Origin of the sequence: Microcoleus sp. w2-18bC1 (assembly GCF_036700365.1) — a bacterium.
In the GTDB taxonomy this organism is placed as follows: domain Bacteria; phylum Cyanobacteriota; class Cyanobacteriia; order Cyanobacteriales; family Microcoleaceae; genus Microcoleus.
In genome coordinates, this window is sequence record NZ_JAUBOS010000099.1 from 1 (window position 1) to 14,463 (window position 14,463).

Below are 14,463 nucleotides of genomic sequence, written 5' to 3' on the forward strand. Positions count from 1 at the left end.
TTCGGTGCTGCCTCTGCTGACTCGCTCAAAGGCTGCTAATAAGGTTTCAACTTCTGTTTCTCTGCCGTAGAGTTTTTCGGGGATGAGGAAATTGTCTGTAATATCCCGCGTTCCCAATGCAAACGTCTCAATGTTACCCGTGTTTTGTAATTGAGCCAGACAAATCTCTAAATCGTGTTTCAGTCCTAATGCACTCTGATAGCGATTTTCCGCATTCTTTGCCATCAGTTTACTAACAATTTGGGATAAAATTAGGGGAACTTCTGGCTTGATTTGATGTACCGGAATCGGCTGTTTGGCGAGATGACAATGCACTAACTCCATTGGGTCGTCTGAGTCGAAGGGTAACTGTGTGGTCAACAATTCATAGAAGGTCACACCCAGGGAATAAAAGTCACTCCGATAGTCAATGCCTCGATTCATTCTTCCTGTCTTTTCTGGGGAGAGATAAGCTAAGGTTCCTTCGATGGTGTTGGGATTCTGGATTTCTTGGGTTTCTCTCGGCAGCAGGGAAGAAATACTGAAGTCAATGAGTTTAATTTGTTTGCTATGTGGGTTAATCAGAATATTGGCGGGTTTGATATCTTTATGAATAACTCGGTTTTGGTATAGAGAGTGGAGAATATTTGCTAGTTCCCTGGCTAGGATGAGAAAGTTTTCTAAAGATAGAGATTTATCGGGTTGGTTTTTATCAGTTGCTGCCGGGAGATACGTAGACAGGGAAACTCCTCCAAAGTCCTCCATTATCAAAGCATAGGCGTTTTTGTAAGGTGCTAAATCGAGGGGTTCAACCACTCCAGGCAGACGTAGATTTTTGGCGATGGTATATTGGTTGCGGAATTGCAGCAGTTCGCTGAAGCTCGGGTATTCGTTTCTCAGCAGTTTGATGACGACTGGAGTACGATCGCTCTCCCGAACACCTCGATAAACTAAAGTGCGATCGCCTGCATAGAGTTGTTCTGTTATGCGATACCCCGGCAGGTCAGTAATTGTCTCCATTTTCCAGTCCTCAATAAATTCGGGGTTACTATATCTCTAGTTTACTCAGCAAACTTGGTAAATTCTCAATGGCCTCTAATGTTCCTGCACTTGTCAGTCCGCGTTCTGTACGAACGATCGCAGATCGTTCGATACTGGAGCCATATTATTAATTGTTTTACGGCTTGATGAGGTTACCAACTGATAATAAGCGGCAATCCCGGTCGAAAATCTACCTGTTGTCCCTGCACTTCTCCATCAAAACCAAGCTCGACAAAATACTCGGTTCCTATCCGTAAGTTTAGCTGATTTGTCTCAAGCACTGCTTGAAGTTCAGGTGACGGATTATTGGCAGCAGGACTGACTAATTCTACGCGAGTAATTTCCCGGAAACCCACACCATGATCCAAAGGCTGTGACTTATCACCAGAGTATTGATCGGGACGTTTACCAAAGGAAATTTGGAAAAGCATGGGCTCAGTCAAAACATCACTATTTGTTCCTACTGCGATACTCATCGTTTCAGATAAATAAGGTGGACGATAGGCCCAACTTGAAAATGCAACTGTGTCCTCAGCACCTTTGGCTGGACGCAAACAGATGCCAAATGGACAGGCACCATTATTCCGATTTGTTGATCGCTCCCAAAGACGAGTCCGATGAATTGGCTCAGACTTCGCCTCTTCTGGATCGTGAATCCATAACAATTCCAACATGGCGTTATGGAAAAAGAAACAGCGATTGGCTGTACCTTGTCCGCGATGAATGCGAGATGCACCCTCAACTAAACCGAAGGATGATAAACGATTAGCTTCCGAAGCACCAATATCAGTAAGGATGAAAAGATGGTCGAATTCAAATGTCATAGCATTGTTGATAGACTCGATCGATCGCTCAAATAATTTTAACCTTCTGTGATGGCTTTCCTTCCGATCGCCACGCTGATGCTGCACAGCGTACTGTACCAAAGTCCAAAACCTCTATTCAGTAAATTTTTCCCAATCTACAATCTAAAATCTAAAATCTAAAATCGCGCAATCGATCGCCCCAACCTTCAAGTTACAACCAGATTGAGGAACCATCCGCCCGCATCCGGCAGTCTCAACATCCAGTTAGCGACAATTCTGCTAAAGTCAGGTCATCATCCCGTGCATCTTGTAGAGACGCGATTCGCAGCCTCTGCCCCCAAAGCAGTAAAATCCCATCACATTGTCACCTGCCACCCGATCGGCAGTAAGTTAAAAATTAAGGTAGTTTGAAAATAATCGCCCAAAGTTGAAAGAAGCCTTGACATCTGACCTAAACTCTCTAACTTAGACCCTCTAGCTGCGCTGCTATCCATATTTAAAAGATGCCATGTCAACCTTAGTCATCGTCGAATCTCCGACCAAAGCCCGCACCATCCGCAACTTCCTGCCCTCCACCTACCGTGTAGAGGCATCGATGGGCCATGTCCGCGACCTACCATCCTCCGCCGAAGAAATACCAGAAGCCGTTAAAGGAGAAAAATGGGCGCAACTGGGCGTAAACGTGGAAGCAGACTTTGAACCCCTCTACGTCATCCCGAAAGATAAAAAGAAAATTGTTAAAGAACTCAAAGACGCCCTCAAAGACGCCACAGAACTGATTCTAGCCACTGACGAAGACCGGGAAGGCGAAAGTATTTCCTGGCATTTGCTGCAAATCCTCAAACCCAAAGTTCCCATCAAGCGGATGGTGTTTCACGAAATCACCCGCGAAGCAATCCGCGACGCTTTGACTCACTGCCGCGATATCGACAATCGAGTTGTACAAGCCCAAGAAACTCGCCGGATTCTCGACAGACTCGTCGGTTACACACTCTCTCCGCTACTGTGGAAAAAAATCGCTTGGGGTTTGTCCGCTGGTAGAGTGCAGTCAGTCGCTGTACGCCTGTTGGTGCGCCGGGAACGGGAACGCCGCGCTTTCCGCCAAGGTAGTTACTGGGATTTAAAAGCAACTTTGACCCCCCCCAACCCCCCCCTTGGTAAGGGGGGGGCTTCGGACAATCCCCCCCTTGGTAAGGGGGGGGCTTCGGACAATCCCCCCCTTGGTAAGGGGGGACAGGGGGGTGCCTTTGATGCCAAACTCGTGACTGTCGGCAATATAAAAGTTGCAAATGGCAGCGATTTTGATGAAAATACCGGGCAAATTATCGCAGGCCGGCGTGTACTTTTGCTCAACGAAGAACAGGCGCGGGCTTTACTCTCACGCATCCAAAACAAACCTTGGACTGTCGGGAATATTGAAGAACGGCCAGTCACCCGGAAACCCTCGCCGCCGTTTACGACCTCGACTTTGCAGCAGGAAGCTAACCGCAAACTGAGGCTGGGTGCGCGGGAAACAATGCGAATTGCCCAAAGTCTCTACGAACGCGGTTTTATCACCTATATGCGGACGGATTCGGTGCATTTGTCCGAACAGGCGATCACAGCGGCGCGCAGTTGCGTGCAAGAACTTTACGGCAGCGAATACCTCAGCCCCCAACCGCGCAAATACACCACGAAAAGCAAAGGCGCCCAGGAAGCCCACGAAGCTATCCGTCCTGCCGGCAGCACTTTTCGGACTCCGCAGCAAACGGGATTGGATGGGATTGATTTCCGCCTCTATGATTTGATTTGGAAGCGGACTGTCGCTTCTCAAATGGCCGATTCCCGCCAAACTCACGTCACTGTATTAACTCAGGTAGAAGATGCCGGTTTCCGTTCCAGCGGCAAACGCATTGATTTTCCAGGCTTTTTGCGCGCCTACGTGGAAGGTTCCGACGATCCGAATGCGGCGTTGGAAGACCAGGAGGTGATTTTGCCGGCGCTGAAGGTGCGGGATAAACCTAATTGTAAGGATTTAGGGGCGATCGGGCACGAAACTCAACCTCCCGCCCGCTACACGGAAGCTTCTCTGGTGAAAATGCTGGAAAGCGAAGGTGTGGGCCGTCCGAGTACCTACGCGAGTATTATCGGTACAATTGTCGATCGGGGATATGCGAAATTAATAGCTAACGCCCTAATTCCGACATTCACCGCTTTCGCCGTCACGACTTTATTGGAAACACATTTTCCCGATTTAGTAGACACCGGTTTTACTTCCCGAATGGAACAAACCCTCGATGAAATTGCCACGGGCGAGGCGAAATGGCTGCCGTATTTGCAAAAGTTTTATACAGGGGAAACGGGACTCGCAACCCAAGTTAAAGAACAGGAAAGTCAGATTGACGCGAAAGTTGCCCGAACTGTGGTATTGGAGAATATTTCTGCTAAAGTCTGCATCGGCAAATTTGGCGCATACCTGGAATCTGAAAGCGAAGAAGGCCTGGTAAAAGCATCGATTCCCCAAGATTTGACGCCGGCAGATTTAGATCCGGAACAAGTGGAGTTTCTGTTAAAGCAAAAAACCGAAGGCCCGGAAAAATTGGGACTCCACCCGGAAACCGGGGAACCAATTTATGTGCTGATTGGCAGTTATGGGCCATACGTTCAGTTAGGGGAAGTTTCGGAAACGAACAAGAAACCGAAGCGGGCTTCTTTACCGAAGGGGACGGATAAGGATAGCGTGACGCTGGATATGGCGGTGAGTTTGTTGACTTTACCTCGCTTGTTGGGCACTCACCCGGAGACGGGGGCGAAGGTGCAAGCTAATTTGGGGATGTACGGGCCTTATGTGGTGCATGACCAGGGTAAGGTGGGGAAAGATTATCGATCGATCAAACCGCCGGATGATGTTTTGACGATCGAGCTCGATCGGGCTTTAGAGTTATTATCGCAGCCGAAAGCTGCCCGCGGTCGCAGCAAATCAGCCACACCTTTAAAGGAATTAGGCGCGCATCCAGAGTCGGGAGAATTGATCAATGTTTACGATGGCCGCTACGGCCCCTACGTGAAACACGGCGATATCAATGCTTCTTTGTCGAAGGATGAATCTGTGGAGAATTTCACCTTGCAAAGAGCACTGGAATTGTTAGCAACCAAGGAAGCAGCGGGAGGCAGTAAATCTAGCAGCAAGTCGAAGAAGTCTACTAAGACTGCGGCGGCGAAGTCGGAGACTGCAACGAAGAAGACTGCGGCAAAGAAAACCACTGCTAAAAAGACGGAGACTGCGGCGAAGAAAACCACTGCTAAAAAGACGGCGACTGCGACAACAGCCAAGAAAACAACTAAGTCAAGTTAGCAGGATTTACGCACTGTACGGTCAGAAACCGGGTTTTTTGCAATAATTTGTTTTAGCAGACAGATTCGGTAAAAAACCCGGTTTCTTCGATCGCGCCGTGCGTAAGTAGGTCTGCTCTTTCTAAAGTAATCCTTTCGTTCTCATGATATAATCAAAACTATCCATGTAGTAATTGGAGTAATTGAATCGCCATGATAGCTGAACTTATGGTACAACCTTCCTACTGGATCGATCGTGAGATTTCGATTGAGAAAGTCAGAAATCTTTACTTATTCAAATTTACGGAAAACCTGCAAACTAGATTAGAAGAACTAGCCGACAGAAAAAAGGCTAATCTTTTAACTTCAGAAGAGGTTGTAGAATTAGCAAGCTTACTAGAACTAGATCGGATTTTTACCTTAATTAACGCTAAAGTTATAGCAGCCTCATGTCCGTAAACCGCGCTACTAGAAATTTAGTAAGAAGTAGAGCTAATTTTCTTTGTGAATATTGCCATTCAGCGGAAGAAAGTAGCTCTACTCTATTTACGATAGATCATATTTTACCTCGCTCGATTGGTGGTAGCGATGAGCTTGAAAACTTAGCTTTAGCTTGTCATCGCTGTAATAATAATCGCTATAATTTTGTCACGGGTACTGACCCAGAAACTGAACAAGAAGTAACTTTGTTTAACCCCCGTCAACAGCAATGGTCTGAGCATTTTAACTCGTCTGCCGATGGTTTAGAAATAATGGGTATTACTCCAACAGGTAGGGGAACCTGCGATCGGTTAGACCTTAACGATCTATATCATAATGAAGGAGCGATTATCCGAGCTCGTCGTTTATGGATTAGGGCAGGGTGGCATCCTCCCTCTGGCGATCCTAGCCAAAATTCATAATATTGATAAGAACAGTTGATTTTAATCATATGCAAGACGTTCGCCTTGAGAAAAATATTGAAGATCTCAAATCAGTTATCCGTTCGTGGGCGCAACAAAAAGAATTATGGCACGATTGCACATTTAAGTCATGGAATGAACATTTTGATGATGAACCACCAGAAAATCCATGCGTTTTAGTTCTCTGTGCTTCTGGGCAACTTGGCGAAATTCTATATGACTATGGTAATGAACTATACGATGAATTTGACGAACTCACTCAGAATACCGGGTTCTACGTCACTAATTATGGAGGTGGAGTATTTACATTTTGGGTTATTGATGATGAAGAGTTAGAAGAAGCATATCGTAACTACTTTGAATGGCAATGGATTTGCGATTTAGTACAGCCAGATTTTTCGGATCTGTATGAAGAGGTTTATGAACGGTTTCATAAATCTCCTGATGATTTATACCACCTCGATCCCAGAAAGTTTGAGGTTTTACTTGATGGGATATTTCGTAATAACGGGTATCACACTCAACTTGGTTCCGGTCGATCTGACGGTGGTGTAGATATTCGCCTGTATTCTAACGATGTGATTGGTGAAGTTGTGACTCTAGTGCAAGCTAAGAGATACGCCACATCCAATCCAATCGATCTTCAAGCAGTACAAGCTTTAAGTGCTGTTGTTGAAGACGAACGAGCAAATCAAGGACTCTTTGTAACAACTTCACGATACTTGCCTTGTGCTCAACGCTTCGCCGCTAGACAAAAGACACGGATAAAATTAGCAACTTCAGACGAGGTAAGTCGCTGGTCTTTTTACGCCGCCGAGCGTATTATTCGTGATAAATCTAGTCTAGTAAAACCTGACCACTTGAAATATTTACTCAATTTAAATGGTTTAACAGATACGCTGGAAGGTAAGATTTTTCATGCTACTAATTACTGTGGGATGATTCGGAACTGTTTTGCGATAGTTCTTCGAGATTCAAAAGGAGCTGCTTTACTCATGGAACTCCCAACGACTAAGGTCAGTATAGTTGGTGATCCTCTTCGAGGATACGAAATCCCAGATACAGGGATTGCTGCTCTTTCCTATTTAAATGCAGAAAAGGTGTTCAGAGCAAAAAAGAAGTACAAAAATGATGGTGAACTTTATCTTTGGGGAAATCTAGAGTTTTATTCTCTTTGGGATGGTATACCTCAGTATTACGATTGGGCTGATTAATTACTTCTGAATCAGACAATGCTGACACTGGTTTAGCGGTTGGTAATAGGAAGATTTCCAGATTTTCTACTAGAATCTCACTGACGCTGCGGTGGCGTTGCTGTGCTAGTAATTCTGCTTGGTGATAGACTTTATCTGGCAAATTCAGGGTGATTTTGGCGGTCATAGGTGGAAGGCTATGAAACGAATATTTATATTATGCCATCTGAAGAAGCTTGCTGTTGCTATTTTCAGTGCTAATTTTTAGTGTCAGTTTTTGCAAGCATTGGTGTATCTAATATTTCGTCAGCCTCATCTTGCAGTCTAATTGCTTCCTCAATTTCGTCAGGATAAGCTTCAGCATAAGCCCAAACATTTACCAAATCAGCAGCACTGAGATGGGGATAGCAGTCTAGGATAAAAGCATCGGTAGCGCCGTCATTGTGATAGCTTGCGAGCAACCAAACGGGAATGCGAGTATTGTCAATACAAGCATCGCCGCCCATCACGCCGGGAGTTTTTGTAATCGGGCGGCCGCTGTTTTTCAGGCTTTGGGTTAAGATGCTGATTGCCTCAGCTTTCTCGGTTGGCGTTAATGCCAAAAGTTGTGTTTCTAATTCTTTGATTGTCATGGAAATTTTAGGATTTATGAATTATGTAGCTATTTGCTATTATAGTGCGCTCGCCCGAATCAGTTGACTCTAGATTGCAATCGAGGGAGCGTGAAAATTTTGATAATTTTTTTGATTATAGCTTGCTTTACAAAGCACAAAATATAGCGGTTCTCAAAAAAGTGAGGTATGCCCACGGAGGCCACGGAGGCCTATGCCCATGAGTACCTCATATGAGAGCTCGAAAGGCTATATGTAGTGTTTTGGGGCTAGATAATCATGTGTTTATACCAGTTCCAAATTAAGGCTGACTTATAAAATATTAACCAAGTTTGCAAAAATAGGTTTGTACTTCCGTCCTTAAAATTCTCTTCGGTTCTCTTCCTTTGTCTCATAAACGTCTGCGCCGTTCCATCGCCCCTATTTTTTTTGAGAAATCTCAACTCCAACTCTTGTCAAGCCTAGCTTTTCTGCTTACTTGTCACCCGTCAGCAAAATCATCCTATTTACTTATTGACAATTGCTCTTCTCTGTTAAATTGTCAGGGATCGAACATATAAGGTTAAAAATTGTATCGTAAGCAACAGAAAGTACCCAATCTTTTATGTAGCGCTCTACAATGGACAAAAGAAACAAGATTAAGAGGCGCGATCGCTATGGGTATCAATGAAAATCTAGACTGGGAAGAAGCATTTGAGTACCGAGCGGGCTTAACAGTAGAGTTGAAGTCCCAGCCAGGTGTTTTCGATACGATCGCTTACTATGAAGTGATGATGGTACCGCCCATCTGGTTAGAAAATGACCCGCGTCCCCGGTATTCTCACGAACTGCGAGTCGTTTCCCACCAGCCAACTGTGTCCAATGTTTGCCGGATTTCAGAGTGCCCTGTTTTAGTCGCCTCCTAAGTTTTTTCAGCGGCAAATATCGGCGATGGCCTCTAGCCAGCAATCAAACCGATGCAGGGATTTTCGGATTGAGATTGCTTGAGTTTACTTTGTGGCGATCGCTTAAGATATAGATGGCGACCCAGAACGATAGACGCGAATCAATTGACCTGTTAATGTTGCAAGTGAGGAAATAGCTTCATTAATGTTAGTCGCCATTCTTGCTAAGTCATCATCTGCCTTACAGACAATAATACCAGCATGGTCAGGCTGTGAGCTGTGCAGTCTAATAAAATGACGGCGATTGAGAGTTAAAACAGCTCGATTTTCATTGACTGCAAAAGCTAACACTTCTTCGTCAGGAATTTTTTGGTTATCTTTTCCGGCTTCTTGCACTGTCAGAATATTGTGCCCCATCTGGCGCAGCAATTCTACAACCTCTCGGGGAAATTGTTCGTCACCATAAAGACGCGCCATCATTTCAATCCTCGTCATTTTCGCGGATAGCTATTTCAATTTCATCGGGAAAAGCTGCCGCATAAGTCCAGGCATTTGCTAAATCAGTAGCGGTTAGTGTGGGATAGTTATCTAAGAGTCGAGACTCGTTCATACCCAAGCGACGAAAACTTTCCAGTACCCAAACAGGAATGCGAGTGTTTCTGATACAAGCATCACCGCCGCAGACACCGGGAGTCTTGCTAATTCCTTGCCAGGTGTTGGCTAAGTTCTGGGTTAATAATTGGATGATTTGAGCTTTCTCGGTTGGCGTTAAAGCCAGAAGTTGCGCTTCTAATTCTTTGATAGTCATAGAAATTTTGGTACTTATGAAATATAGCGGTTCTCAAGCGTGGTGAGGTATGCGGGCTCCTTCCTATGCCCATGCCCTATGCCCTATGAGCACCTCATGTTAATGAGAAAGGCTATATGTATGTATTTGCTATTATAGTGCGATCGCCAGGAGTCGAGACTTGTTCATACAAACGACGAAAACTTTCCAGTACCCAAACAAGAATGCGAGTATTTCTCCTACAAGCATCACCGCCACAGGCACCGGGAGTTTGGCTAATTCATTGCCAGGTGTTAAGCTTTTACGCATCTAAATTGTATTTTTGGGCGGGCGGAACGCTAGGGCCCCTAATCTCCACAAGAATTTGCTCGAATTTGATTGTCAAATTTAGATGCGCCTCAGCTTAGCTAAATTTTGGGTTAATAATTAGATAATATCTATTGGTTGTTATACGCAATTCCTTTCTCTCGGATCTCTTCCTCTACGCGCTCTGCGCCTCTGCGATTCATAAAAAAAAGCCCGTTTACAAATGAAATAGCCTTGCTATAGCCTTTTTCAATAAAATGAGGTACACACCGCTCGCAACTGATGCCCACGGAGGCCACGGAGGCCACGGAGGCCTATGCCCGCGACAGCACCTCATGTTACTGAAAAAGGCTATATATCTTTTTAACTTCTTGATAAATCTCTAAATTATAAAAATTGCTCACCCTTTTACCCTGAGCTTAAACAATATAAAAAAACTTTAACAAAAAAGGAGTCATACCATTTGAGATTTGAGATTTGAGATTGGGAATGACAGAGGACATAAAACTTTGGATTTTGCCTACAGTTGCATTTTTGTGAATAACTGGTATCAGCCATCAGCAGGCACAAAGTAAAATCAACTTCAGGTATAAATCATGATGATTTGTACCTTGAGAAGCATATTTTTCGGGACTTGCACAGCACCTCCGGCGACCCGTAGCACATACGCATCAGGTGCAAAGTGCACACTATACAAAAAATCTTGTGTAAATCCTATTTTATATTGCTGAATTCCTTGATCCCCAAAAAAATCCCCCTTTCTATCCTCGAAATTGTGCGATGTTTAGCTATAAATTAACATTAATTTAAACTTTGATGGAAACATAAACGAGCTATAATTCAATAGTTTTCGTGGAAGACATGGAGTTTAAATACAAAATGTCACGGATAACAAATTAATATCGATCGCACTTCACGATCGCACTTTACAAAACAACCACAACTTAGGAGTCAATAGCTGATGATGCTAGGAACAACCGAGATCCCGCAATTAAAGCCGCTTTCCGACTCAGAACTACACAAAATGAACGCCTACTGGCGGGCGGCAAACTACCTATCCGTCGGACAAATCTATCTCCTCGACAACCCCCTACTCAAAGAGCCCCTCAAAATCGAACACGTCAAACCGAGACTCCTCGGACATTGGGGCACTACTCCAGGTTTAAACTTCATCTACGTTCACCTCAACCGCATCATCAAAGCCCAAGACCTCAACACCATCTACATCGCAGGCCCTGGACACGGCGGGCCGGGCTTGGTCGCCAACACCTATCTCGAAGGCACTTACAGCGAATATTACTCGAATATTTCCGAAGATGAAGAGGGTATCAAACGGCTATTCAAACAGTTCTCCTTTCCCGGCGGTATCCCCAGCCACGTCGCCCCGGAAACCCCCGGTTCGATTCACGAAGGTGGCGAACTCGGCTACGCCCTCGTCCACGCTTACGGCGCAGTCTTCGACAATCCCGATTTGATTGTGGCGGCCGTTGTCGGTGACGGGGAAGCCGAAAGCGGCCCCTTGGCTGCTAGCTGGCACTCTAACAAGTTTCTCAACCCGGTTCGCGACGGCGCTGTGTTGCCGATTTTGCACTTGAACGGCTACAAAATTGCCAATCCCACTCTGTTGGCCCGCATTCCGCAGGAGGAATTGGAAAGTTTGATGGTCGGTTATGGCTACAAACCTTATTGGGTGGAAGGTTCAGACCCGGAAACCATGCACCAGTTGATGGCTGCAACTCTCGATACCGCGATCGGCGAAATTAAGGCGATTCAGGAAAAAGCCCGGACAGAGGGCTATTCCGGCCGTCCCCAGTGGCCGATGATTGTGATGAAAACTCCCAAAGGCTGGACGGGGCCGAAGGAGGTTGACGGTAAGAAAACTGAGGATTATTGGCGATCGCACCAAGTCCCACTTTCGGAAATGGCTTCTAAGCCGGGACACGTCCAACTCCTGGAAGATTGGATGAAAAGCTATAAGCCGGAAGAACTCTTCGACGAAAAGGGCAAGTTAATTCCCGAATTAGCAGAACTCGCACCCAAGGGATCTCGACGCATGGGGGCAAATCCCCACGCTAACGGCGGCCTGCTGCTGCGAGACTTGAAAATGCCGAAATTTGAAGACTACGCCGTTGACGTGCAAAAACCGGGCACTGTAATGGCAGAAGCAACTCGCGTTTCTGGCCGCTTCCTGCGAGACGTGATGAAACTAAATCAGGAAAACGCCAATTTCCGCATTGTCGGGCCCGACGAGACGGCCTCAAACCGCCTCGATCCGGTGTTTGAACTGACGAACCGGATGTGGGCGGGAGAAATTTTGCCCGAAGACGACCACATCTCCCCAGACGGCCGGGTGATGGAAGTCCTCAGCGAACATCTATGTCAGGGATGGCTGGAAGGCTATTTGCTGACGGGACGCCACGGCTTTTTCTCTTGTTACGAGGCGTTTATTCACATCATCGATTCGATGTTCAACCAACACGCCAAGTGGTTGAAAACTACTCGTCACATTCCTTGGCGCCGGCCGATCGCATCTCTGAATTACTTACTAACTTCTCACGTTTGGCGACAAGACCACAACGGTTTTTCTCACCAAGATCCGGGTTTTATCGACCACGTAATTAACAAGAAAGCGGAAGTGGTGCGGATTTATTTGCCACCAGATGCGAATACTTTGCTGTCCGTAACGGATCACTGTCTCCGCAGTCGCAACTATGTCAACGTGATTATTGCAGGGAAGCAGCCGGCATTGCAGTATTTGGATATGGATTCTGCGATTAAACACTGTACCGTCGGCATCGGCATTTGGGAGTGGGCTAGTAACGATAAAGGCGGCGAACCAGATGTGGTGATGGCTTGTGCGGGTGATGTTCCGACGCTGGAAACTTTGGCTGCTGTTGACATTCTCCGCCGAGATTATCCCGATTTAAAAGTGCGGGTGGTTAATGTGGTGGATTTGATGACGCTGCAACCTGCTAGCGAACATCCCCACGGTTTGTCTGACAAGGATTTTGATACTTTGTTCACGAAAGATAAGCCGGTGATTTTTGCTTTTCACGGCTATCCTTGGCTGATTCACCGCTTGACTTATCGCCGGACAAATCACCCGAATATTCACGTTCGGGGTTACAAGGAAGAGGGAACGACTACGACGCCGTTTGATATGGTGGTGATTAATGACCTCGATCGATTCCATTTAGTTGGAGATGTACTCGATCGCGTTCCGAAACTGAGTTCTGTCGCAGCTTACGGCAAACAAGCTATCCGTGACAAGCTGATCGAACACAGGCAGTACATCAACGAACACGGCGATGATATGCCGGAAATCCGCGATTGGCAGTGGCCGCACGCGGGCCCGGTTTCGCCGGAAGCGCCGAAGGAAACGAAAGATCCGACAACGACTGGAGATCAAACTGTGCGATCGGGTGCACCGGGCTAGCGATATTCTGGGTAGGGACACGGCAATGCCGTGTCCGGCACAGTATCGGGGATTAGGACACGGCAGTGCCGTGTCCCTAGGGGATTCAATTTGTATTAGAATAAGCTTCAGCAAGCAATGTCAATTTCGAGGTATGCGCCCGGAACAATCGTGTCGATCGCGTTCCGAATCTCGTCTTGATGTTTTTGAATGCGAGGCCAAGAAGTAGACAGCAAAACCACAATAGCAATTTGTCGGTTTGTCAGGTTTTGTTGATAACGCAAGTTGCGATCGGTCGTCACCAGCAGATTATACCCATCGCGTTCGGCAGTGTCGAGCAGATCGCCATTTGCTAATGTTGACCATCCACGTTCATAAGCAGTATCTACTGTATGACTCAGCAGCGATCGGCGCAACGGTACTGGCGTACCTTGATCGAACAATATCTTCATGCCACCATCTGCGTTAACGAGGCTAGCGCGCGATCGAGTAATACCTCAACTTGGGCGCGAGTTACTCCCGGAAACCATTCGAGAAACTGGTCAATAGAGGCCCCATCTTTAAGGTTCTCGAAAAAGGCAGCAACAGGTACGCGCGTGCCTCGAAATACCCATGCACCGCTTACCTTGCTTGGATGGCGTTCAATGACTTCAAAGAGGTCTATAGTCTCCATGACATTCCTCGCTTGTTGCGGATGAAGTAAAACAACTAAGATAGAATTCATCTTAGCATAAATCAATGGTGGTTTAGGATTTGTACATTCAAAAGAGGCGGGAATGCTTAAAGAAATAGAAATCCAAAATTTTAGGTGTTTTGAGCAAATCAAAATTTCTGGGTTTGAAAGAGTCAATTTAATCGGCGGTAAAAATAATGCTGGTAAGACAGCGTTGCTAGAAGCACTTGTTCTCTATGTTGCTCCCAAAGCGAGTAGTATAGAAATACTAAGAGAGCTAAGAAGGGAGTCATTAGAAGCCCTAAAAGCTATGCCTAAGAGAGCCTGGGATAACTTATTTTATTCATTCAAAGAAGATAAAATTATAGTAATTATTGGAGAAAGGGAGAATTATCCAATTTATAGAGTAGAAATACTTATAGATTCGATATTCAATAAATTTAAAAACACCGTAATTGATATGATTGCTAGTCAAGGTAAGCTGTTGTGCATTTAAAACGCATAGTGGTATAATATAACATACTGATATTCAGACAAAGTGAATGCCTGCTAAA

At 45.7% G+C, this 14,463-nt stretch carries 15 protein-coding genes; 7 read left to right on the forward strand and 8 right to left on the reverse strand.

Going from position 1 to position 14,463, the window contains the following annotated elements:
• Both QT979_RS27280 and QT979_RS27285 read right to left on the reverse strand, forming a co-directional pair.
• Window positions 1–999, reverse strand: a 999-nt coding sequence (locus QT979_RS27280) for a protein kinase domain-containing protein (protein ID WP_333214699.1), incomplete at its 3' end; no start/stop codon positions are given.
• A 173-nt stretch (window positions 1,000–1,172) separates the two neighbouring features.
• Window positions 1,173–1,946 carry a VOC family protein gene (locus QT979_RS27285; protein WP_333312230.1) on the reverse strand — a complete coding sequence of 258 codons (774 nt, stop codon included), beginning with the start codon at window positions 1,944–1,946 and terminating at the stop codon, window positions 1,173–1,175.
• Window positions 1,947–2,334: 388 nt separating this feature from the next.
• Between QT979_RS27285 and topA the strand changes: the two genes are divergently transcribed.
• The 4 genes from topA (at window position 2,335) to QT979_RS27305 (ending at window position 7,254) form a co-directional block, all read left to right on the forward strand.
• On the forward strand, window positions 2,335–5,160 hold the full coding sequence (gene topA / locus QT979_RS27290) for a type I DNA topoisomerase (protein ID WP_333312231.1): 2,826 nt from the start codon (window positions 2,335–2,337) through the stop codon (window positions 5,158–5,160).
• A 191-nt stretch (window positions 5,161–5,351) separates the two neighbouring features.
• On the forward strand, window positions 5,352–5,597 hold the full coding sequence (locus tag QT979_RS27295) for a hypothetical protein (protein ID WP_333214705.1): 246 nt from the start codon (window positions 5,352–5,354) through the stop codon (window positions 5,595–5,597).
• The gene (locus QT979_RS27300) at window positions 5,588–6,040 is read left to right on the forward strand and encodes an HNH endonuclease signature motif containing protein (protein WP_333214707.1); all 453 of its coding nucleotides are present in this window, start codon (window positions 5,588–5,590) and stop codon (window positions 6,038–6,040) included. The genes QT979_RS27295 and QT979_RS27300 overlap by 10 nt, the downstream gene beginning before the upstream one ends.
• 2 nt (window positions 6,041–6,042) lie before the next feature.
• Entirely contained in the window at window positions 6,043–7,254 is a 1,212-nt protein-coding gene (locus QT979_RS27305; protein ID WP_333312232.1) for a restriction endonuclease, read from the forward strand.
• Between the two features lie 236 nt (window positions 7,255–7,490).
• On the opposite strand, the gene QT979_RS27315 is transcribed toward QT979_RS27305, so the two are convergent.
• A complete protein-coding gene (locus QT979_RS27315) occupies window positions 7,491–7,865 on the reverse strand; it encodes a DUF433 domain-containing protein (protein WP_333214713.1) in 375 nt (124 codons plus the stop codon).
• A gap of 635 nt (window positions 7,866–8,500) precedes the next feature.
• Here QT979_RS27315 and QT979_RS27320 point away from each other — a divergent pair.
• Entirely contained in the window at window positions 8,501–8,749 is a 249-nt protein-coding gene (locus QT979_RS27320; protein ID WP_333214715.1) for a hypothetical protein, read from the forward strand.
• Window positions 8,750–8,851: 102 nt separating this feature from the next.
• On the opposite strand, the gene QT979_RS27325 is transcribed toward QT979_RS27320, so the two are convergent.
• From QT979_RS27325 to QT979_RS27335, 3 genes are all read right to left on the reverse strand, one after another.
• The gene (locus tag QT979_RS27325) at window positions 8,852–9,205 is read right to left on the reverse strand and encodes a DUF5615 family PIN-like protein (RefSeq protein WP_333025693.1); all 354 of its coding nucleotides are present in this window, start codon (window positions 9,203–9,205) and stop codon (window positions 8,852–8,854) included.
• 4 nt (window positions 9,206–9,209) lie between these two features.
• On the reverse strand, window positions 9,210–9,536 hold the full coding sequence (locus QT979_RS27330; RefSeq protein ID WP_333144268.1) for a DUF433 domain-containing protein: 327 nt from the start codon (window positions 9,534–9,536) through the stop codon (window positions 9,210–9,212).
• Between the two features lie 132 nt (window positions 9,537–9,668).
• Window positions 9,669–9,824, reverse strand: a complete 156-nt coding sequence (locus QT979_RS27335) for a hypothetical protein (protein ID WP_333214717.1) — start codon at window positions 9,822–9,824, stop codon at window positions 9,669–9,671.
• Between the two features lie 958 nt (window positions 9,825–10,782).
• On the opposite strand from QT979_RS27335, the gene QT979_RS27340 reads away from it, so the two are divergent.
• Window positions 10,783–13,257, forward strand: coding sequence for a phosphoketolase family protein (locus tag QT979_RS27340; RefSeq protein ID WP_333214719.1), 2,475 nt, complete (start codon window positions 10,783–10,785; stop codon window positions 13,255–13,257).
• A 107-nt stretch (window positions 13,258–13,364) separates the two neighbouring features.
• Here the strand turns inward: QT979_RS27340 and QT979_RS27345 are convergent, their stop codons facing one another.
• Together QT979_RS27345 and QT979_RS27350 are read right to left on the reverse strand one after the other, a co-directional pair.
• The gene (locus QT979_RS27345; RefSeq protein WP_333285470.1) at window positions 13,365–13,688 is read right to left on the reverse strand and encodes a hypothetical protein; all 324 of its coding nucleotides are present in this window, start codon (window positions 13,686–13,688) and stop codon (window positions 13,365–13,367) included.
• Window positions 13,685–13,960: a DUF433 domain-containing protein gene (locus QT979_RS27350; protein ID WP_333312233.1), complete on the reverse strand. Its 276-nt coding sequence runs from the start codon at window positions 13,958–13,960 to the stop codon at window positions 13,685–13,687. The genes QT979_RS27345 and QT979_RS27350 overlap by 4 nt, the downstream gene beginning before the upstream one ends.
• Window positions 13,961–14,012: 52 nt before the next feature.
• Between QT979_RS27350 and QT979_RS27355 the strand changes: the two genes are divergently transcribed.
• Window positions 14,013–14,405 carry an AAA family ATPase gene (locus QT979_RS27355; protein WP_333312234.1) on the forward strand — a complete coding sequence of 131 codons (393 nt, stop codon included), beginning with the start codon at window positions 14,013–14,015 and terminating at the stop codon, window positions 14,403–14,405.
• Window positions 14,406–14,463: the final 58 nt, after the last annotated feature.